Consider the following 17,810-nt stretch of genomic DNA (forward strand, 5'->3'; position numbering starts at 1 on the left):
TGTTGTTCGGTTACTGCGCTGCTTTGGGGCTGGAAAATCCACTGTTTCTGGCTAATACCTTGGGTATCTAGCGCAACAGGAGACGCCATGACACTGCAGATCGGCATCGGCCCGAATACACGCAAATCTGTGTATTTTGACGCAACCCTTGCAGATGGGGTGGCAAGTTTTTCTGTCTATAATCATATGCTTATACCCGCTCATTTTGGAAATCCGCAGGCGGAATATGACAGCCTGATGACCGGGGTTTCGATGTGGGACGTGGCTGCGCAGCGGCAGATTGAAATTTCCGGGCCCGATGCCCGCGCCTTGATCCAATACCTCACCACCCGTGACATGGGTAAAACCAGGATCGGCCAAGGCCGCTACGTGCCAATCTGCGATCACGCAGGCACGCTGATCAACGATCCGGTGCTTCTGATGCTGGCGGAAAACCGCTATTGGCTATCCATTGCAGACAGCGACATCGGCCTCTGGGCCAGCGCCATTGCTGCCGAACGCGGGCTGGATGTGAAGGTGCATGAACCGGATGTGTCGCCGCTGGCGATTCAGGGCCCCAGGGCTGAAGCGCTGGTGGCAGAACTGTTTGGCGATTGGATCAAAGATCTTGCGTACTTCGGTTTCAAACAGACTGATCTACGGGGCATTCCCCTGATCCTGGCCCGATCCGGCTGGTCAAAACAGGGAGGGTTTGAGCTTTACCTGCAAGACGGCAGTCGCGGGTCCGAGTTGTGGGCCATCGTGAAAGAGGCCGGCGCAGCCTACGGCATTCGCCCTGGCGCTCCCAATGATCTAGAGCGTATCGAAAGCGGGTTGGTGTCCTATGGTGCCGATGGGCGCATCCAGGTAAATCCTTGTAATCCATTTGAAATATCACTGGGGAAACTGGTGGATCTGGACCGGCCGGATGACTTTGTTGGTAAAGCCGCGCTGCAAAAGATCAAAGCAGAGGGCGTCAAACGTCGCCGTGTGGGCTATATGATTTCCGGGGCTCCTCTAGAGAGCTTTGAACATTCCTTGCCGGTTCAGACATCTGATGGCCAGATTGTCGGCCTGCTCAGCGAAGCGATCCATTCGCCGCGATTTGAGGGAAATATCGGGGTTGGAATGATCGCCACGGAGATATCGGATGATGCCGCAGACCTTGAGGTCAGGCTGGATCACACACCGCGCAGGGTCACCATTCGCGCCTTGCCCTTTAAGTAATTCAGCGGGCGCGTGGGTAGGATTTGGCCGCCGCAGTCGAGGCCAAACCCGGTGCAGAAAATTGGCGGGCCACCCAGGGCCACCCAGGGCCGTTCAGGCTGGCTCAGCTTCACAGCACCTTGTTCTTTGTGGTGGTTCAGGCCTGGCTTTGTGCGGCGACTTGCGGCTCGTCTTTTTGCATGCCCTGCTCAAAGAACAGATGCTGCGAGCGGCCTGCCCGTTTTGCGGCATAAAGCGCCATATCTGCCTGATGCAACATGGCGGCAGCCTCAATCGGGGCTGGATTCCAGGACGACAGTGTGGTGCCTGCACTGGCGGAAATCTTGCACAGCTTGCCGCCGTAGGGCACAGGCTCTTCCAGGCGACGGATCAAACGTTTTGACAGGGCCTCAAGGACTTTTGGCTCATTAACGCCTTCAAAAATGATGACAAATTCATCGCCGCCAACACGGGCCACCGTATCGGTATGGCGGGTGCAATCGACCATCACCTGAGCAACACTTTGTAAAACTGCATCCCCGGCTGCATGCCCGAGAGTGTCATTGACCTCTTTGAAATAATCAAGGTCCACATGCATCAGGGCAAAATCTGTACCAGAGCCAATCAGGCGCGCCAGGATATGATCCATGGCCCGACGGTTCTTGAGGCCAGTCAAGGTATCGGTAAAGGCCTGTTCTTCTGCGGCGATCTTGGCCCCTTGCAGACGCAGATTCAGCTGCCGCGAGGCCTCCATGGCGGCCGATTTTGCCTCCACCAGATATAGCATTTCGATTGTCAGGTCCGTAGGGGAGAAATCCGCGCTGGTCAGATCATAGTCGCGCACGGCCTCAAGCACGGAAATGCCAAACGATAGGTTGATCAGCGCGCCTTTGCCACCTGGCAGCGGTGCCAACACGCCTTTGAGGCTGGTTTGCGGTGACTCGCGAAACTGCATGTGCAACTTGGCGCCGGCTGTCTTCAGAAGGTCGTCCATGGAATTGACCCAACGGGGGCGCAGCAGGTCAAAAACCTCAAAGAACTTCACGCCCTTCCAACTCATGTCAGGGCGGAGTTTTTTCAACGTCGGTCCTGCAAAGTGAATGCGCCCGCCGGCGTCTACGACAAGGTACATCGGGCAAATTTGGTCAATGATACCGGTCAACTCATCCGCGGTCATCATAGGGCATGGGCTCCCAAGTCAAAAGTGCGTCCTTCGGCAAAATCCGTTTCAACCAGCGTGATCGAGATCACCTCTGCTCCGTCTTGGGTGCCGCGATGGTCCAGTATAACCAAGTCGCCATAATCATCTGCCATTGCCCGCAGAACGCCCATTAAAACATGGGCGAACCCCGGCAGGCCCGGTTGGCAGACCAGATCAAATTGCCCTGGTGAATTCTCAACCAGTTCAATCGCAGGCAGGTGCAGATCGGCCACGGCCAAACGGGCGCGGTCTGGCAGATCATCCAGCGAATGCAGGAATTCCACATAGTTGACGCCGCCAAATCGCAGCAGCCGTCGCAGTGCCTCCACTTGCGGGTTTGACACCAGGAAAGTGCCGGTGTCCTCAAGAATTTCAGGCAGCGGGCGTTCAAGCTGTTTTTCCATAGCGGCGAGCATCTTGTTGGATTGCTCTTCTGTATAGAACAACATGGCCTCGAACTGAGCAAAGCCAAGATCCGCAGTATCCATAATATGACTCCACCGTTCTTCCCCGTAGGTACTAACGACGAATGCCTGAATCGCTCTGTTGATCAGACCATGCATAAATTGGCCCCTTGTTACACCTTACCCATATTTGGCTCCGGATCGTTAAGATACGCCGAACAAATAAAGTTTGACGGAATTTCAGATCCAGTTCCTGTTTTGGAGCGCCCCGTGTTCTGGTTTTTCAACAGTAACATTTGCCGGGCAGTCCTCAAAAAAAAGGCGCACCGCAAACAGTACTGACATTCGCTCCATTGCTCAGCGTGAGCTCCCCTTCCGAGTCGCTCGACACATATTGCATGGGGGACATACCCTTTTACGCCGGAGCAGGGAAGAAAAACCGCAGGTCAGCGGCCCAACTGTGGCAAGGAAGTCCCCAGAAAATAGGCTTTCAACAGGGAGCGCGCAACGGCGCTCAATTGCTAAACATGCTAACTTACTAATTTCATTATTGAAAAATTGGACGTCTTCAGCAGAAGGTTTTTAGCTCCAATTGAGACAAGAAAACACTATAAATCATAGGTTGAAAGCCGTTGACCTGCAGGCTCTTCGCCCTACCCCAGAGATCCCAAAACCAGCTGTTAGCGCGACCTTGGGACTGTGCCGAACAACAGCTCCTAAATTTTTGGGGTCGCCTACCTGTGGAATTTTAAAAATCAGTTGGCGCCCCGCCTTCTGATTTTCGGCGCGCAACAAAATCCTTCAATTCCTCATGCAGGGCGTCGTCCAGCGGCGGTGGGGTGAATTCCTGCAGAATATCCTTGTAGATCTTGTTGGCCCGTTCCGGTGTCCAAACAGCGCCAGCCGCCTCCCAAGCCTCATAGTTACGCCAATCGCTCAGGTAGGGCTGGTAAAAGGCGGTGGCATAGCGGTCCTGGGTGTGCTGGATGCCAAAGAAGTGCCCTTCGTTTCCAACCTCGCGCACCGCATCAAAGGCAATCTCATCCGGTCCGGTGGCGCAGATTTCCGGCTGCATATAGCGTTGGATCTGCTGCAGGACTTCGCAGTCCATAATGAATTTCTCCGGGCTGGCGATCAGCCCGCCTTCCAGCCAACCGGCTGCGTGGTACACCATATTGGTTCCCGACTGCACCGCCGCCCAGAGCGAATTTGAGGTCTCCCACATGGCCTGCCCATCCGGCACATTGGCAGCACAAACCCCGGAAGAGCGCATCGGCAGGCCGTAATGGCGCGCCATCTGCCCGGTCATCTGGGTGGCGCGCATGTATTCAGGGGTGCCAAAGGCCGGGGCGCCGGATTTCATATCCACATTTGAGGTAAAGGTGCCAATGGCACAGGGGGTGCCGGGGCGGACATATTGAAACAGCGCAATGGCACAGAGCGCCTCGGCCAGGCTTTGCGCCACCGCTCCAGCCATGGTGACAGGCGCCATTGCCCCCGCTAGGGTAAAGGGCGTCACCACCACCGCCTGCCCCCGACGCACCAGCCGCAGACAGCCGTCAATCATCGGATAGTCGTGCTTCAGCGGCGAGGTGGAGTTGATATTGGTATACATCCGCGGCGTGGCTTCGAATTCTTCATCCGTCAGCCCCCCGGCGATGCGCACCATTTCCATCACATCTTCGACCCGCTCTTTGCCCAGCGAATAGGCATGCATCGCCTTGTCGGTCAGTGTCAGCTTGTCATAGAGCACGTCCAGATGGCGCACCGAGGCGTGGATGTCCACCGGTTCCACCGGGTAGCCACCGGCAAAGTGGATGCAGTTGAAATACTGGGTCAGCTTCAACAGGTTGCGGCACTGTTCGCGATTTCCTGCGACCTTCTTGCCCAGATCCAGATCCCAGTAGTTCGGCGGCGAGGAGACATTGCCAAAGAGCAGGTTGTTGCCGCCGATCGGGATTGTGCGGTCTGGATTGCGTGGGGTGATGGTGAACTGATCTGGTGCCTTGCCAACCATCTCCATGACAAACGCCCGGTCCATCCGCACCAGATCACCCTCGACCCGGCAGCCGGCCTGTTTCAAGATTTCCAGCGCTTCCGGGTTGAGAAAGACAATGCCGATCTCTTCCAGGATTCGCATGGCACCATCGTGGATTGCGGCAACACCTTCTTCGGTCAGGGGCTCAATGGGGCGGTCAATGTTTTGCGGAATGCGCCAGGGCATCTGCTGCAAGGCTGCCGTACCGCGCCGTGCTGCCGCGCCTGCACGTCCGCCCCCTCGTCTACCTTTATCCCGTGCCATGAGCCTCTCCTTGGTGGTTCTGAGCGAACGCCCCGACCTGTGCCGCGCGCCACCGGGCACCCCCCGGCTAGAGTCGCAGCAGGCCCAATCCCGGCGGGTAGCGGCTGCCAGTTCACGACATCTCCTGTCGTTTTTCCACCTCAGCCCAGTCGAAACACTCTTTTCTGTACAGATGTGCCCAGTTCTCCACAGCCCAATCCTAAACAGGGCCGTTCTAAACAGACTTGCCCGCCCCACAGCAGGCAGAGGTCGGCAGCGCCGACCGCCGAAGTGCAAAAGCTTAGATAGGAAACGGCCTGCCGCGCGCCGTTAGCGGTCCAGCCATTCCGGGATATGACCGATATGCGGCAGCACCACATCCGCATGAGGCGCAAGATCGCCATGCGCTGCCATGCCGGTCAGCACGCCGATCCGGGTCATGCCGGCCGCCTTGCCGGCGATGAGATCGTGCAGACTGTCCCCCACCATGGCGGTCTGTTCTGGGGCCACGCCCGTTGCCGCACAAAAGGCCAGCAGAGGATCCGCATCCGGTTTGGCCCCATGGCCACTGTCAAAGCCGGCGACAAAGGCAAAACGATCCAGCACGCCAGAGCGTTCAAGCTGGCTGATGGCAGAAACTTCTGCATCATTGGTCATCACCCCCAGCACCTTGCCACGGGCCAGCAGCCCATCCAGAAAGGCCGCCAATGGCACCGCCTCACTCAGCGCCGCCGTCGCTGCGCTCTGGGCCAGGAACCGCTCCAGCTCGGCCTCTTGCATCTGTGTCACAAAAGGTGCCAGCACAGCGGCCACCTCACCATTGGTGCCGGCAATGACCAGACTGTCCGCCCGAAAAGCCTGCTGCGCCAAGTCAAAACTTACCGCATCGGCCATCTCCGCCGCCCGCGCCGGATCTCCCTGGCTCAGCTGCGCCAGCATATCCGCCGCCCAGGAATTCCAGGTGGCGGAGAAATCAAACAGGGTTCCGTCCTTGTCGAAGAGAAAAGCATCTACCGGCATGGGTTTTCCTTGCGCCTAGTCATCAGGGTCATCTGGCGCGGACCGTATCGGCAAAATTGGGTGGTGCAAGTTTTTTCTGGTCGGGCCTGTGGCCCTAGGTCCAATGCATCTGTGCGCCGCCGGGCAGCGCCATCCGCGCCAGCATCGGCAGCTCATAGGCGATTCCTGCCTGGTCACAGAATTCGACCACCCAGGCATCGTCCATCGTTAAGAAATCGAGCAGCGAGCCCAAAAACGCAGGATCAGCGGCATTCTCCCGCAGATCCGCCTCTGCTGCGCCAGTGGCGCCCATAAACACTGGTAACAACTCATCATTTGTCATCAGCCAGGCGAGCGCCTTAAGCGCGATCACCTCTGCCTGATCGGCGGAAACCTGCATGATGACCCCATTCCTGACATGTTGCGGACAAATTAGTAAAAACCCGAAACAGTTTATTAACCAGTCTGGCGGAAACTTCCAGTGTAACGATCAAAAGGTTCGAAAGGCGATCCGCGTGCAAGGAACAATCCTCGTCATAGATGGTATTTCTACCAACCGCATCATGCTGAAGGTTCAGCTTGCGGAGGCCTGCTATGGTGTGGAACAGGCCGATTGTGTCGCCGATGTTCTGGAGGCAGCACGCTATTGCCGCCCGGATCTGGTGCTTAGCGCCATGAGCCTGCCGGATGGCACTGCCGCGGATGTGAAGACCGCCCTGCGTCAGGACGAGATGCTCGCGGATATTCCGGTTATCGCCATCACCCAGTCCAATGCCCCGGAACGCCGGCTGCATGCACTTTCGGCCGGGATTGATGATGTGCTGCCGCAGCCCGTGGATGATGTCATCCTGCAGGCCCGTATCCGCAGCCTGCTGCGCGCCCGCAGCGCAAACGAAGAACTGCATATGCAGCGGGACGCCTCCCATGGGTTTGTGCTGCCGCTTTCTGACCGTGCCGGCCATGAGGAATGCAGCAGCGCCAGCGTTGCCCTGATTGCCCAGGATAGCAAGACCGCTCAGGCCTGGGCCAAACGGCTGGGTGATCATGTCCCCTACGCGCTGCGCTACCATGATCTGGACGACATCAAACTGATGATGAGCGCGCCGGTGGCAGATGTGTTTATCATCGAGCTGAACGAGATTTCTGCCGGCCCCGGCCTGCGGCTGTTGGCGGATCTGCGCGCCCGTGCCGCCACCCGGCAGTCGGTGGTGATTGCAGTGCCAAACCCAGCGGATCCAATGATCGCCGCCGAAGCATTGGATCGCGGCGCCCATGATGTCTTGCAGGCTGGGTTTGACGTGGATGAGCTGGCCCTGCGCCTGACCACACAACTCCAATACAAATCCCGCAATGACCGGCTGCGCGACAGCGTCCGCAATGGGCTGCGCGCCGCGGTAGAGGATCCGATGACCGGGCTGTACAATCGTCGCTACGCCAAGCCCTTTTTGGATCGCACCGCCAAACGCGCCGCCGAAAGCAACGACAGCTTTGCCCTGATGCTGGCCGATCTGGATCACTTCAAGCAGATCAACGACCAATATGGCCACCCCGCCGGGGATGCGGTGCTGGTCGAGGCCGCCCGGCGGCTGCAAGCCCAGATGCGGCCCGTCGATCTGGTGGCGCGGGTGGGCGGCGAAGAATTCATGATCGTGCTGCCCGGCGCCGATGAAATCAGCGCCGGCATCGCCGCCGTGGAGCTGTGCAACGCCATCAACAGCAAGCCCTTTTATGTACCTGGCAGCTCCGAGCCAATCCAGGTGACCATAAGCATTGGCGCTGTGGTTGGCCACGATCTGAGCCGCAAAGAAGACCGCAGCGACTGGGCTGATGCCGCTGACAAACGCGGCCAGGACAGGGGCGCAAGCAATGTGACCGAGCTGATTTCGTTGGCGGATCGGGCGCTGTATGATGCCAAAAATTCCGGCCGCAATCAGGTGACGCTGGGCAAAAACTCAACCGCTGCCGCCTAGGGTCAGGACCCTAAAACAAACACGAGCTCAAAAGAAAGGGCGCCCCGGTTGGGGGCGCTTTTTTCCTTGCGGATTGCGTCAGGCCAACCGGAGAATGCCGATTTAGTGATCGGGGCCTTTGGGATGGCGGGGACGATTGTCCAATTGCTGTTGCATTCGGTCCGCCAGCCCGCGCCGCTCTTTCAGAGGCAACCCTTCCAGACGCCGCTCCCAGGCATCTGCGACACCGCGCATAAAGCTGTGGGTTTCAACAAGATGGGCGTCAACAATGGCACGGACTGCTGCGGTATCCAGCTCATCCGCTCGCATCTGTGCAATCATCTGCTCCATTTCATTGTGGCGGCGGTTGTGCAGGCCTCCGGTTTCACCGCCGTGATCTTTGACCAGACGGCGAAGCTCATGACGCCCCATATCCTTAAAAATGAACCGGCTCAGCATCGGAGGCTTTCCCCTGTGATGATCCTCTTTGCCGTGGAACCGCCAGGCGGTCCCAGCAGCGATGCCGATCACCGCAAGGTTCAGGGCAAGTGACAGGGCCAGAACGACCTTTAGCCAGGGGCGCATGCCGCTCCGCTGGGGGGAGTTTTGGTCATTGCTCATTCGAACACCTCATCGCTCATCAAAAAGCTCACATCATAGTCTAGGTCGGACCCCAGCAGCGATCCGCTGGAATATGAGGCAAAGCTCTCTACCGGGTCGGGGAGGAAAGACGGCGGAGCCAGGCCAATCCAGAGCCCGGACAGACTGGCGACCGCTAGGCCCCCCAAGGCAGGCCAGCCACCAACTGCAGAAATAAATTGCTGCCAGAGCCGCGTGGACAGGCTCTGCGGGTTAAGCCCCGGTTCGCAGCCAGCAGGCACCCTGGCATCGACCCTGTCTTGTTGCACTTGCTGCGCATCTGCCAGCATCGCGGCTTGCAACGCCTGTGGCAGCTGGGCGGGTTCACTGCGGGCAGCGGCAAAAAGATCCTCCAGGTGGTCCATATCGCTCAAAGACTTGTCTGTGTCAGTCATCGCTATACCCCAGTTCTTCTCGACGGTTGGCCAGGCATTTGGCCAGCGCCCGTTTGCCGCGCGCGGTCAGGCTTTCGACAGCCTCGACGCTAATCTCCATGATCCCGGAAATCTCCGGGTTTGTCAGTTCTTCCAAGTGGCGCAAGACCACGGCCTGGCGCTGCCGCTCTGGCAGCTGCATCAAGGCCTGTTGCAGGGCATCCTGCCGCGCCAGATCCTGCATCCGATCGGCGGCAGAGGACCCCGGATCCGGTGGCTCTGGTATCGCATCCAGATCCACATCTCTGCCCCGTTTGCGCCGTTTCACGTCGATACAAAGGTTCATCACCACACGGTACAGCCAGGTCGACACCTTTGCCTTACCGGGTTGCCAATCCGGCGCCATGCGCCACAGGCGCATCATTGCCTCTTGGGTGACGTCTTCGGCCTCGGCTCTGTTGCCAAGAACACGGATCGCAACGCCCAGGGCGCGCGGCGCCAGGCGCTGCATCAATTCAGCAGCGGCAGAGGGATCGCCATTGGCGTAGAGCACCAGCAGCGCATCATCGTTTGACCCATTGCTTGGCCCGTTACTCGGCCCGTTACTTGGCCTGCTCGGGGTGCCCTCTGCAGAGGCCCCAGTCACCGAACACATATCCCGCGCTGGCAGCCCCTGGGACAGGGGCTGCGCTGGCAATATTTGGTCAAAGGGTAACACAGGGGGTTAATCAGTTTTGCTCCATTTTGCCGCCACGGTCACATTCACCGTCTGGGCCACCACGGTGTTTGCCTCGGCGATGCTGTCTGGCCTGTTCGAACTCTTCTTTGGAGATCGTGCCATTGCCACCGCTGTCGGCGCGTTTGAACATATCCCCGTGGCGACCGCCGCGATTAGCCATTTCGTCCTGGCTCAGCATGCCGTCGCCATCTTTATCAAGATGGTTGATCATGCGTTCAACCCGTTTGGCGGCGCGTTTTTGCGCCCTGACGAGCAGCTCTTCCGTTGAGAGTTTGCCATCTCCATTGCTGTCAGAGGCGCTGAACCGGGTGGCCTTGTGGGCCTGCATCTCGGCCTTGGTGATTTCACCATTACCATCAGTATCAAGCGCTTCGAAAGACATCATTGGCCGCATAGCACCGCCACCCGACTGGGCCGTGGCTGTGGTTGCTGCCACTGCGCCCGCGGTTGCAAGGATCACGGCGAGGATTTTGGTCTGTGTCATGTCTGCTCTCCTATGCGTTCCTAAAGCAGCTTTTTGCTGCCGGATACACAGAGTAAACGACGCGATACGGCGTTTCCGTCGCTGCCTGTCGTAAAAAAAATGGTGCCGCAACATTGCGGCATCGGGCCGCAGAGTTTTCCTTTGGCTTTTCTTTACGCCCAAGACCGAAGATCATTGCGGCAAAACCATAGGATTTCCCATGACCCAGTCCCCGGCCTCCGATGCACTTTCAGGCACCCTCGCGAGTGAGACCCGCGCAGAGCGTCCCACCTGGCCTGCGCTTGCCAAAGGCTGGCGGCGCAAATGCCCCTGCTGCGGCAAGGGGGCTGTGCTGCATTCCTACCTTAAACTCAACGACAGGTGCTCGCAATGCGACCTCGACTTTACCCAGGCGCGCGCCGATGATGGGCCTGCCTATCTGACAATCCTGCTGGTTGGCCACCTGATGGCGCCGCTCCTGCATGTGGTCTATTTCACCTGGCGGCCAGAACCTCTCGTAACGTTTTCTGTTTTCTCGATTGGCTGTATTGTCTCTTCTCTCTATCTTTTGCCAAGACTAAAAGGGGTTGTGGTCGCCTATCAATGGGCCCGCCGGATGTATGGCTTTGATACAAAAAGCTGACATCCCGCATTAGCAACACACGCGGCCCCAATAACAACACACGGGAGAGGCCAGTCTATGAGCGATACAGCAATTCAGGGCGTGACATCCGAGGACCGCAGCGCGATCCGCAATGCGGCAACAATTATTGCCCTGCGGGACCGGATGGGGGACAATCCAAAGGTCTTGATGGGACAGCGCGGTGCCAAGGCCGCCTTTATGCCCAACAAATTTGTCTTTCCCGGCGGGGCTGTTGATCTGGCTGATGCCACTGTGCCCCTGGCCCAGCCCCTGCCCGAAGTCTGCCGCCTGCGCCTGGCGGAACAGGCCAGCGGCGGGCTGGATCACACCCTGGCCATTGCTGCCATTCGTGAGCTTTGGGAAGAAACCGGGCTGGTCCTGGGGCATCCCGGCGACTGGCCGGACGATGTTGCCGAGGATTGGCAGGACTTTGCCGCCACCGGCCATCTGCCCTCGGCGCGCGCCCTGCAGTTTGTCTTTCGCGCCCTGACGCCTCCCGGTCGCCCCCGGCGTTTTGATGCGCGGTTCTTTTTGATTGATGCCGATGAAATCAGCGGTGATCTGGATGATTTTTCCCGCGCCTCGGACGAGCTGTCGCACCTGCAATGGATCCCGCTGAGCAAGGTGCGCAGCTTTGATTTGCCCTTTATCACCGAGGTGGTTCTGGCCGAAGTCACCGGACGCCTGAAGGATCGCACCCCACCAACAAGCGTGCCCTATTTCTGCAACAACGACGAAGAGAGCCTGTTTTTGCGCCTCAAGGGACAGCCGATGCCCAGCGAGGGCTGAGACAGGCCCAGAGGGCCTGCAGTCTAAAGCGCCAATCCCAGCGCCAGAATTGACAACACCAGCAGGCCCATACCAACCACTTCGCGGCGGCTGATCTTTTCCTTGAAAAACAATAGCGAGGCCAGGATGGACAACAGCAGCTCCACCTGCCCCAGCGCTTTGACATAGGCCGCATTCTGCAGGGTAAAGGCCCAGAACCAGCAGAACGATCCCCCCAGGCTGGTCAGACCAACCCAGATCGCCACCCGCCGCGCCTGCCAGACGCGGGTGATCTCGCCTTTCTCGCGCCAGGCCAGCCAGATCACCATCAGCAAGGTCTGCAAGCTGACCACCGAAGCCAGGGTCACAGCCGCCCGGAACACCGGCGCCAGATCCCCCAGCTGCAACGAGGCCCCGCGATAACTAACGGCCGAAAAGGCAAACAGAACCCCGGCCCCAAGCCCCAGTTTTGAGGCCGTGTTGGTGAGGTGGCTCCACCAGGCTCCGGTGGCATCTGGCGGCTTGGACAGCACCAGAACTGCGCTCAACCCCAACAGGATGGCGACCCAGCCCCAGGCACTGATTGCATCCCCCAGTACAACCAATCCGACAATCGCGGTCTGGATGACTTCGGTCTTTTTGAAGGTGATGCCAACGGCAAAATTGCGCTGTTTGAACAGGGCAACCACGCAGATCGTTGCCAGAATTTGCGACACGCTGCCGATCAGGGCAAACCCCCAGAATTGCCCACTTAGGTGCGGCAGGCTCTGGCCGCTGGCATAAAGATAAATTGCCAGGCCGCTCAGGATAAAAGGGGCGGAATAGGCAAAGCGGGCAAAGGTGGCGCCACCGGGGGACAGGGTGACCGCGCTCAGCACCTTCTGCAGCATAAAGCGGAAGGTCTGAAAGGTGGCGGCGGCAATTGTGACGGGTATCCAGGTCAACATAACCGCTCTTATGCAGAGCTAGTCTTTGGAAGACCAGAGCGGATGTGGCACCGGGTCTTTGCTGCGTAGCAGATACCGGGCAAAGACCTCGCTATAGCTGCGGTAGTGATAGCCCTGGTTTGACTGCAGATAGCTGTCGCGGTTTTTGCGGTACAGCCGTGGCAGCGCATGCCAGGGGACGCCCGGATGCAGGTGATGCACCACGTGCAGATTATTGTGCAAAAACAGCCAGGCCAGCGGTCCGCGATCCTCAATCACCACGGTGCGACCGTGGCAATCCTGATGGGCGCGATGCTCCAGAAAGGTACGGATTTTCACCAGCCCCAGCCCGATATAGGCCCCCAGACAGAGCGCCCAGATTGGTGTTGGCGTGGCCAGGGTGATCCAGGCCACCAGCGCCAGGCCCAGCCCATGCAGCGCCCAATCGCGCATCACGCCTGCCTCCCCTGCCCGCGCCAGCCGCCAGTCTTCTGCGATAAAACAGATCTGCCCCAAAAGCGGCCCCAGCAGCACCCGCCCCAACAGGGTGTTGTTGAGCCGCAAAACTCCCCGCTGCCAGCCAGGCATCTGCGACCAAATTTCGGGATCCTGAAAGTTGCTTTCGGGGTCATCATAGGGGTCTGTCAGTCGCTCGTCGCGGTGATGCGCCAGATGGGTGTCGCGGAACCTGCCATAGGGAATGAACAGGGTCAGCGGCAAAAACAGCAGCGCCTCGTTCAGCAGCCGATTGCGAAACGGATGCCCATGCAGCGCTTCATGGGTCAGCGACGAATGCAGCGCTGCCAATATGCCAAGACACAGCACCGTCAGGCTGAGGCTCAGATCTGGCAGCAGGGTCAACACCAACAGCCAGAGAGCATAACACGCCAGGATCAGCGCCAGAGTACCCCACTCCACACCGCGCGGCATCATTATACCACAGTCGATTTCTTGTTGCAGATCAGACATTGGCGCGCGCTCCACCCAGACCTGCTACCGGACGGGCAACCGCGCTGTAACGTCCCCAGTTGATCCGGGTCCAAACCCGCTCGTAGATCAGATAACTGCCAAACCCCAGTGCGCTATTGATCAAGGCCATGGCGCCACCCAGACTGGCAGAGCCCGTCGCCAGAAACCCAACCAGCGCCATGGAGGCCAGACCAATTGCGTTCCAGATCAACGCCTTCACAAGGGATCGTTTGCCAGTTTCCATTTGGGTGGTGCTCCTACTGATGCGGTTGAACAAGCAGTAGGGCGACAAGGCGCTTTGCAGAATTCTGAATGTGGTTAACTTTTTTCAGCATTGGTGATATTTATCACCACATGCCGCAAAAAATTGACAAACGTCTTCGAGCCGAACAGTTCCGCCGCCGCCTCATCCGGGCACTCAGCGAAAGCGGGCTGAGCCAAAGTGCCCTGGCGCGGGGCACCGGCGTTGACCGCTCCACCATATCGCAGCTGCTAAAGGATGATGGCGCCCGCCTGCCCAACGCCCATGTTGTTGGCGCCTGCGCTGCTGTGCTTGGCGTTTCGGCCGACTGGCTGTTATCGCTGTCGGACCGGCCCGAAAGCGCGGCAGAGCTGATGGCCTCCAGCCTGTCATTGAGCGAGGCGCCCAGGGCACTGGTGGATCAGCGGATCTTTGACTGGCACCGCGAGGCCGCAGGCTACAAAATCCGCCATGTGCCTGCGGCGCTGCCCGATATGCTCAAGACCCGGGCGCTGCTGGAATGGGAATATGCGCCGCATCTGGGGCGCACGGCGGATCAGGCTATTGGCGCCTCCGAGGATCGCCTGTCCTGGATGCGCCAGTCGCAGTCGGATTATGAGATCGCCATGCCAATCTACGAGCTTGAAAGCTTTGCCCATGCCACCGGCTATTATTCCGGTCTGCCGCTGGACATTCGGCTGGAGCAGCTGGACCAGTTCGAACGGCTCACCACTCAGCTCTATCCACGGCTGCGGATTTACCTGTTTGATGCCAAGCGGCTGTTTTCCTCGCCGCTGACCCTCTTTGGCCCCCTGCTTTGCGTGCTCTACGGCGGAAGCCACTATATCGCCTTTCGTGATCGCGATCGGATCGAGGCATTTACCGGCCATTTTGATCAGCTGATCCGCGAAGCTGACATCACCGCGCGGCAGGTCTCTGGTCGCTTTCGCGCCCTGCGGGCGGCGATCAGCGCCTGACTCTTTTACTGACTCTTTTGCGGTACCGCGCGCGCTGTGCGTTCTGCTGTTAACCCGTTTCTGGCGTCAGGTGCGCTACGCGCGCCGCTCAGGCTCAAACCGTGGCAACGGTTTGAGCCTGAGCAGAAAACACTGCGCTTACACTTTGGGGTCCGGATTTTCCGTATGGCCATCCACGGCAATCACCTGTCCGGACACCAGACGCGCCGCATCCGAGCCCAGGAAAACCGCCATATTGGCAATATCCGCTGCCTCGACAAAACTGCGCATCGAGGTGCCGACCGCATAGCCATCATAGACCTGATCGCGGGTCATGCCCTTGGCGACGGCTTCGCGGTGCAAAACCCCCTCCATACGCGGGCCTTCGACAGCGCCGGGACAGATCACATTGGCGCGAATGCCATAGGGGCCCAGTTCCATCGCCAGGGTTTTGGTCAGCCCGATCATGGCCCATTTGGCCGCCGCATAGGGTGCCCGGTTGGGATAGCCATATTGCCCGGCGGTGGACGAGGTCACAATGATCGACCCTGACTTGGCCGCTTTCATCATCGGGGTGGCGTATTTGGCTGCCAGAAAAGCCCCCTCCAGATTGGTGCTGACGCAGGCGCGCCAGTCCTCCAATGCCACATCCTCGACCAGGGCCGTTGGCCCGGCGATGCCGGCATTGGCGCAGAGCACATCTATTCCGCCCCAAACGCTGGCGATCTCAGTAAACAGCGCCTGCACCGAGGCTTCATCCGCTGCATCTGTAACACTGCCGCGCCAGCCCGCAGGCAGGTTGGCCACCGTGTCGGGATTAAGGTCGGTGATCCAGACCTCAAACCCGGCCGCAGCAAAGCCCTCTGCCATGGCGCGGCCGATCCCGGCCCCGCCTGCGGTGATCAGCACCCGTTGTTTTGACAGGGCGCTCACCGAGGTGCCCCAATGGCGCGGCCCAGCCCATCGGGCGCTGCAAGCGCGGCATGTGCCGCCGCAAGCTTCACCAGATTGGCCTCAATATGGGCCGCAGGTGGCGCCGAGCGGCGGGTTTTCAGATCCACATGCAGCAGCATATGCTCGCCAGTGGCCAGCAGTCGGTCGCCTTCATACATTTCATGCCACAGATGCATCTTCTTGCCCGCCCCCATGATCACCCGGGTTTTAATCTGAATCGGATGGCCCACATGCACCTCATCGATGTGGCGGATATGGGTTTCGGCGGTGAAATAGCTGCCACCATTGGCGATATACTCCGCATCGCAGCCAATGATTGCCATCAGCCGGTCGGTGGACTGCGCAAAGGCATCCAGATAGCGGCTCTCGGTCATGTGGCCGTTGTAATCGGTCCAATCCAGCGGCACCACGCGGCTTTGGGTCAACACCGGCTGGCTGAGATCAGCAATGTCATCAATGGAATTGACCAGTCCGGCCTCACCTTCCAGCGATTTGTCATGGGCGTTTTGCAGCGCCCCTGTGCCCCAGTCATTGGCGCCAAGTGCACGCATCATGCCCACCAGGTTATCGTCACGAATGCGCTCCATCTCGCGGATCGACATGTGGCCTGATTGCGCGTCCGACTGGCCCGCAATCAGATCCACCAGCTCATCGGTGAACTCCGGCACATCCATCAGTTTGGTCCAGGGCGAGGTCAGACAGGGGCCAAACTGCGCCATGAAATGTTTCATGCCCGCTTCGCCACCGGCAACACGGTAGGTGTCAAACAGACCCATCTGCGCCCAGCGAATGCCAAAGCCATAGCGAATGGCATTGTCGATTTCCTCGGTGGTGGCGATGCCATCCTTGACCAGCCACAGCGCCTCGCGCCAGACCGCCTCGAGGAAACGATCCGCCACATGGGCGTCGATCTCTTTCTTCAGATGCAGCGGGTACATCCCAATGGAGGCGATGACCTCCTTGGCTCGCGCGATCACCTGCTGCGAATTGGCAGCGGTGGTGACCACTTCGGCCAGCGGCAGCAGGTAGACCGGGTTAAAGGGATGCGCCACCACGATCTGGCCGCCATTGCCGCGCCCCTGTTGCAGCTCGGAGGGTTTGAACCCCGAGGTAGAGGAGCCGATCACCGCATCCGCGTCACAGTGTTTTTCCAGCTCGGCATAGACTTTCTGCTTCAGATCCAGCCGCTCTGGTACGCTTTCCTGAATCCAATCCGCGCCAGACACCGCTTCGGCTAGTTCCGCGTGAAAACTCAGGCGGCCCTCATCTGGCAGCGCCACATTGCCGAGCCCCGGCAAGGAGCGGCGCGCATTGTCCAGCACTTCGCCGATCTTGCGCTCGGCCTCAGGGTCCGGGTCAAACACCCGCACATCCCAGCCATTGAGCAAGAACCGCGCAGCCCAGCCGCCGCCAATTACACCACCACCAATGATTGCTGCTATTTTGGTCATTTGATTTTCCTATTTAACGCCTCAAGCGTTATCCAGCCCTCTAGTCAGGCCCCGTACGCACGAAGGGGTTCAAAAACGGCCACATTTCATGAGAGTGCTGTTGTGCGCTTGATGCGGTCGATTGTTGCGACACCGACGTTGAAGTCGCGCGCGATGGCACGAATGGATTTTCCCTCTTTGAGCATGGCCCTGACCTGATCCTGCTGGTGTGGTGTCAGCTTCAGCTTGCGTCCGAACTTCACGCCGCGTTTCTTTGCGGAGGTCCGTCCTTCTTCTGTGCGTTCATTGATGATGTTGCGTTCAAGTTCAGAAAGTCCAGCAAAAACAGTAAGTAAGAACTTTCCCATGGAGCTTGTTGTGTCGGCCCAGGGTTCCCGCAGGGAGCGGAATGATGCTCCGACGGCCTCTACCTTCTGGGTAATCACGAAGAGATCACTGGTTGATCGGGCCAGACGGTCGAGGCTGGTGACGACCAACGTATCACTGGGCTGTAGGGAAGCGATCATCTTTTCAAGCTGAGGCCTGCGCCGGTCAAACCCCGTGATTTTTTCCTGGAAGATCGTGTCACAACCTTCGCTCTGGAGGTGTTCGATCTGACTTTCTAGGTTCTGGCCAGTCGTCGAGACCCTCGCGTACCCGATCAGCATGGATTTTGCCCGGATTTAAGG

General features: G+C 58.9%; 20 protein-coding genes. 5 read left to right on the top strand and 15 right to left on the bottom strand.

All coding sequences use genetic code 11. From position 1 onward, the window contains the following. The first annotated feature begins 87 nt into the window (after positions 1–87). A complete protein-coding gene (locus tag JZI28_RS21105; RefSeq protein WP_375700256.1) occupies positions 88–1,206 on the top strand; it encodes a glycine cleavage T C-terminal barrel domain-containing protein in 1,119 nt (372 codons plus the stop codon). 136 nt (positions 1,207–1,342) lie between these two features. Here the strand turns inward: JZI28_RS21105 and JZI28_RS21110 are convergent, their stop codons facing one another. The 5 genes from JZI28_RS21110 to JZI28_RS21130 all read right to left on the bottom strand — a co-directional run bounded on the left by JZI28_RS21110 (position 1,343) and on the right by JZI28_RS21130 (position 6,470). Further along, positions 1,343–2,365, bottom strand: a complete 1,023-nt coding sequence (locus JZI28_RS21110) for a GGDEF domain-containing protein (protein ID WP_295450788.1) — start codon at positions 2,363–2,365, stop codon at positions 1,343–1,345. Next, entirely contained in the window at positions 2,362–2,949 is a 588-nt protein-coding gene (locus tag JZI28_RS21115) for a heme NO-binding domain-containing protein (RefSeq protein ID WP_295450785.1), read from the bottom strand. The genes JZI28_RS21110 and JZI28_RS21115 overlap by 4 nt, the downstream gene beginning before the upstream one ends. A gap of 589 nt (positions 2,950–3,538) precedes the next feature. After that, positions 3,539–5,092, bottom strand: coding sequence for a trimethylamine methyltransferase family protein (locus JZI28_RS21120; protein ID WP_348158390.1), 1,554 nt, complete (start codon positions 5,090–5,092; stop codon positions 3,539–3,541). A gap of 309 nt (positions 5,093–5,401) precedes the next feature. After that, the gene (locus JZI28_RS21125; RefSeq protein WP_295450778.1) at positions 5,402–6,091 is read right to left on the bottom strand and encodes an HAD family hydrolase; all 690 of its coding nucleotides are present in this window, start codon (positions 6,089–6,091) and stop codon (positions 5,402–5,404) included. 94 nt (positions 6,092–6,185) lie between these two features. Further along, positions 6,186–6,470, bottom strand: a complete 285-nt coding sequence (locus JZI28_RS21130) for a DUF3572 domain-containing protein (RefSeq protein WP_348158385.1) — start codon at positions 6,468–6,470, stop codon at positions 6,186–6,188. 115 nt (positions 6,471–6,585) lie between these two features. Here JZI28_RS21130 and JZI28_RS21135 point away from each other — a divergent pair, with 115 nt between their 5' ends. Continuing rightward, positions 6,586–8,040 (top strand): diguanylate cyclase, encoded by a 1,455-nt coding sequence (locus JZI28_RS21135; protein ID WP_295450773.1) that lies wholly within the window; start codon positions 6,586–6,588, stop codon positions 8,038–8,040. A 102-nt stretch (positions 8,041–8,142) separates the two neighbouring features. On the opposite strand, the gene JZI28_RS21140 is transcribed toward JZI28_RS21135, so the two are convergent. The 4 genes from JZI28_RS21140 to JZI28_RS21155 form a co-directional block, all read right to left on the bottom strand. After that, complete coding sequence (locus JZI28_RS21140) at positions 8,143–8,640, bottom strand: periplasmic heavy metal sensor (RefSeq protein ID WP_353401479.1); 498 nt, start codon at positions 8,638–8,640, stop codon at positions 8,143–8,145. Next, positions 8,637–9,053, bottom strand: a complete 417-nt coding sequence (locus JZI28_RS21145; RefSeq protein WP_353401477.1) for a hypothetical protein — start codon at positions 9,051–9,053, stop codon at positions 8,637–8,639. Before JZI28_RS21145 ends, JZI28_RS21140 begins: the two co-directional genes overlap by 4 nt. Then, positions 9,046–9,591: an RNA polymerase sigma factor gene (locus JZI28_RS21150; protein WP_375700270.1), complete on the bottom strand. Its 546-nt coding sequence runs from the start codon at positions 9,589–9,591 to the stop codon at positions 9,046–9,048. Before JZI28_RS21150 ends, JZI28_RS21145 begins: the two co-directional genes overlap by 8 nt. 169 nt (positions 9,592–9,760) lie before the next feature. Continuing rightward, positions 9,761–10,255, bottom strand: coding sequence for an EF-hand domain-containing protein (locus JZI28_RS21155; protein WP_375700257.1), 495 nt, complete (start codon positions 10,253–10,255; stop codon positions 9,761–9,763). A 199-nt stretch (positions 10,256–10,454) separates the two neighbouring features. On the opposite strand from JZI28_RS21155, the gene JZI28_RS21160 reads away from it, so the two are divergent. Continuing rightward, a complete protein-coding gene (locus JZI28_RS21160; protein ID WP_375700258.1) occupies positions 10,455–10,877 on the top strand; it encodes a DUF983 domain-containing protein in 423 nt (140 codons plus the stop codon). 57 nt (positions 10,878–10,934) lie between these two features. Next, complete coding sequence (locus JZI28_RS21165; protein ID WP_295450730.1) at positions 10,935–11,666, top strand: NUDIX hydrolase; 732 nt, start codon at positions 10,935–10,937, stop codon at positions 11,664–11,666. Between the two features lie 23 nt (positions 11,667–11,689). Here the strand turns inward: JZI28_RS21165 and JZI28_RS21170 are convergent, their stop codons facing one another. Genes JZI28_RS21170 through JZI28_RS21180 form a run of 3 tightly spaced genes read right to left on the bottom strand, consistent with a single transcriptional unit; the run spans position 11,690 to position 13,784 of the window. Further along, entirely contained in the window at positions 11,690–12,592 is a 903-nt protein-coding gene (locus JZI28_RS21170) for an EamA family transporter (RefSeq protein WP_375700259.1), read from the bottom strand. Between the two features lie 18 nt (positions 12,593–12,610). Then, on the bottom strand, positions 12,611–13,540 hold the full coding sequence (locus JZI28_RS21175) for a fatty acid desaturase (protein WP_375700260.1): 930 nt from the start codon (positions 13,538–13,540) through the stop codon (positions 12,611–12,613). Beyond that, positions 13,533–13,784: a DUF2061 domain-containing protein gene (locus JZI28_RS21180; RefSeq protein ID WP_375700261.1), complete on the bottom strand. Its 252-nt coding sequence runs from the start codon at positions 13,782–13,784 to the stop codon at positions 13,533–13,535. Before JZI28_RS21180 ends, JZI28_RS21175 begins: the two co-directional genes overlap by 8 nt. Before the next feature lie 110 nt (positions 13,785–13,894). On the opposite strand from JZI28_RS21180, the gene JZI28_RS21185 reads away from it, so the two are divergent. Next, positions 13,895–14,758: a helix-turn-helix domain-containing protein gene (locus JZI28_RS21185; RefSeq protein WP_375700271.1), complete on the top strand. Its 864-nt coding sequence runs from the start codon at positions 13,895–13,897 to the stop codon at positions 14,756–14,758. Between the two features lie 138 nt (positions 14,759–14,896). Here JZI28_RS21185 and JZI28_RS21190 read toward each other — a convergent pair whose 3' ends face one another. The 3 genes from JZI28_RS21190 to JZI28_RS21200 all read right to left on the bottom strand — a co-directional run bounded on the left by JZI28_RS21190 (position 14,897) and on the right by JZI28_RS21200 (position 17,789). Beyond that, positions 14,897–15,670 carry an SDR family oxidoreductase gene (locus JZI28_RS21190; RefSeq protein WP_375700262.1) on the bottom strand — a complete coding sequence of 258 codons (774 nt, stop codon included), beginning with the start codon at positions 15,668–15,670 and terminating at the stop codon, positions 14,897–14,899. Then, on the bottom strand, positions 15,667–17,142 hold the full coding sequence (locus JZI28_RS21195) for a carnitine 3-dehydrogenase (RefSeq protein ID WP_375700140.1): 1,476 nt from the start codon (positions 17,140–17,142) through the stop codon (positions 15,667–15,669). The genes JZI28_RS21190 and JZI28_RS21195 overlap by 4 nt, the downstream gene beginning before the upstream one ends. 86 nt (positions 17,143–17,228) lie before the next feature. After that, a complete protein-coding gene (locus JZI28_RS21200) occupies positions 17,229–17,789 on the bottom strand; it encodes a recombinase family protein (protein ID WP_047998007.1) in 561 nt (186 codons plus the stop codon). Between the last annotated feature and the right edge of the window lie 21 nt (positions 17,790–17,810).

The organism is Pseudophaeobacter sp. TrK17 (assembly GCF_042192375.1).
Classification (GTDB): Bacteria; Pseudomonadota; Alphaproteobacteria; order Rhodobacterales; family Rhodobacteraceae; genus Pseudophaeobacter.

Coding starts and splice junctions, on each gene's coding strand:
- JZI28_RS21170 (WP_375700259.1), bottom strand. CDS start 12,592: ATGTTGACCTGGATACCCGTCACAATTGCCGCCGCCACCTTTCAGACC.
- JZI28_RS21165 (WP_295450730.1), top strand. CDS start 10,935: ATGAGCGATACAGCAATTCAGGGCGTGACATCCGAGGACCGCAGCGCG.
- JZI28_RS21200 (WP_047998007.1), bottom strand. CDS start 17,789: ATGCTGATCGGGTACGCGAGGGTCTCGACGACTGGCCAGAACCTAGAA.
- JZI28_RS21145 (WP_353401477.1), bottom strand. CDS start 9,053: ATGACTGACACAGACAAGTCTTTGAGCGATATGGACCACCTGGAGGAT.
- JZI28_RS21125 (WP_295450778.1), bottom strand. CDS start 6,091: ATGCCGGTAGATGCTTTTCTCTTCGACAAGGACGGAACCCTGTTTGAT.
- JZI28_RS21180 (WP_375700261.1), bottom strand. CDS start 13,784: ATGGAAACTGGCAAACGATCCCTTGTGAAGGCGTTGATCTGGAACGCA.
- JZI28_RS21120 (WP_348158390.1), bottom strand. CDS start 5,092: ATGGCACGGGATAAAGGTAGACGAGGGGGCGGACGTGCAGGCGCGGCA.
- JZI28_RS21195 (WP_375700140.1), bottom strand. CDS start 17,142: ATGACCAAAATAGCAGCAATCATTGGTGGTGGTGTAATTGGCGGCGGC.
- JZI28_RS21185 (WP_375700271.1), top strand. CDS start 13,895: ATGCCGCAAAAAATTGACAAACGTCTTCGAGCCGAACAGTTCCGCCGC.
- JZI28_RS21175 (WP_375700260.1), bottom strand. CDS start 13,540: ATGTCTGATCTGCAACAAGAAATCGACTGTGGTATAATGATGCCGCGC.
- JZI28_RS21130 (WP_348158385.1), bottom strand. CDS start 6,470: ATGCAGGTTTCCGCCGATCAGGCAGAGGTGATCGCGCTTAAGGCGCTC.
- JZI28_RS21155 (WP_375700257.1), bottom strand. CDS start 10,255: ATGACACAGACCAAAATCCTCGCCGTGATCCTTGCAACCGCGGGCGCA.
- JZI28_RS21140 (WP_353401479.1), bottom strand. CDS start 8,640: ATGAGCAATGACCAAAACTCCCCCCAGCGGAGCGGCATGCGCCCCTGG.
- JZI28_RS21160 (WP_375700258.1), top strand. CDS start 10,455: ATGACCCAGTCCCCGGCCTCCGATGCACTTTCAGGCACCCTCGCGAGT.
- JZI28_RS21115 (WP_295450785.1), bottom strand. CDS start 2,949: ATGCATGGTCTGATCAACAGAGCGATTCAGGCATTCGTCGTTAGTACC.
- JZI28_RS21105 (WP_375700256.1), top strand. CDS start 88: ATGACACTGCAGATCGGCATCGGCCCGAATACACGCAAATCTGTGTAT.
- JZI28_RS21110 (WP_295450788.1), bottom strand. CDS start 2,365: ATGATGACCGCGGATGAGTTGACCGGTATCATTGACCAAATTTGCCCG.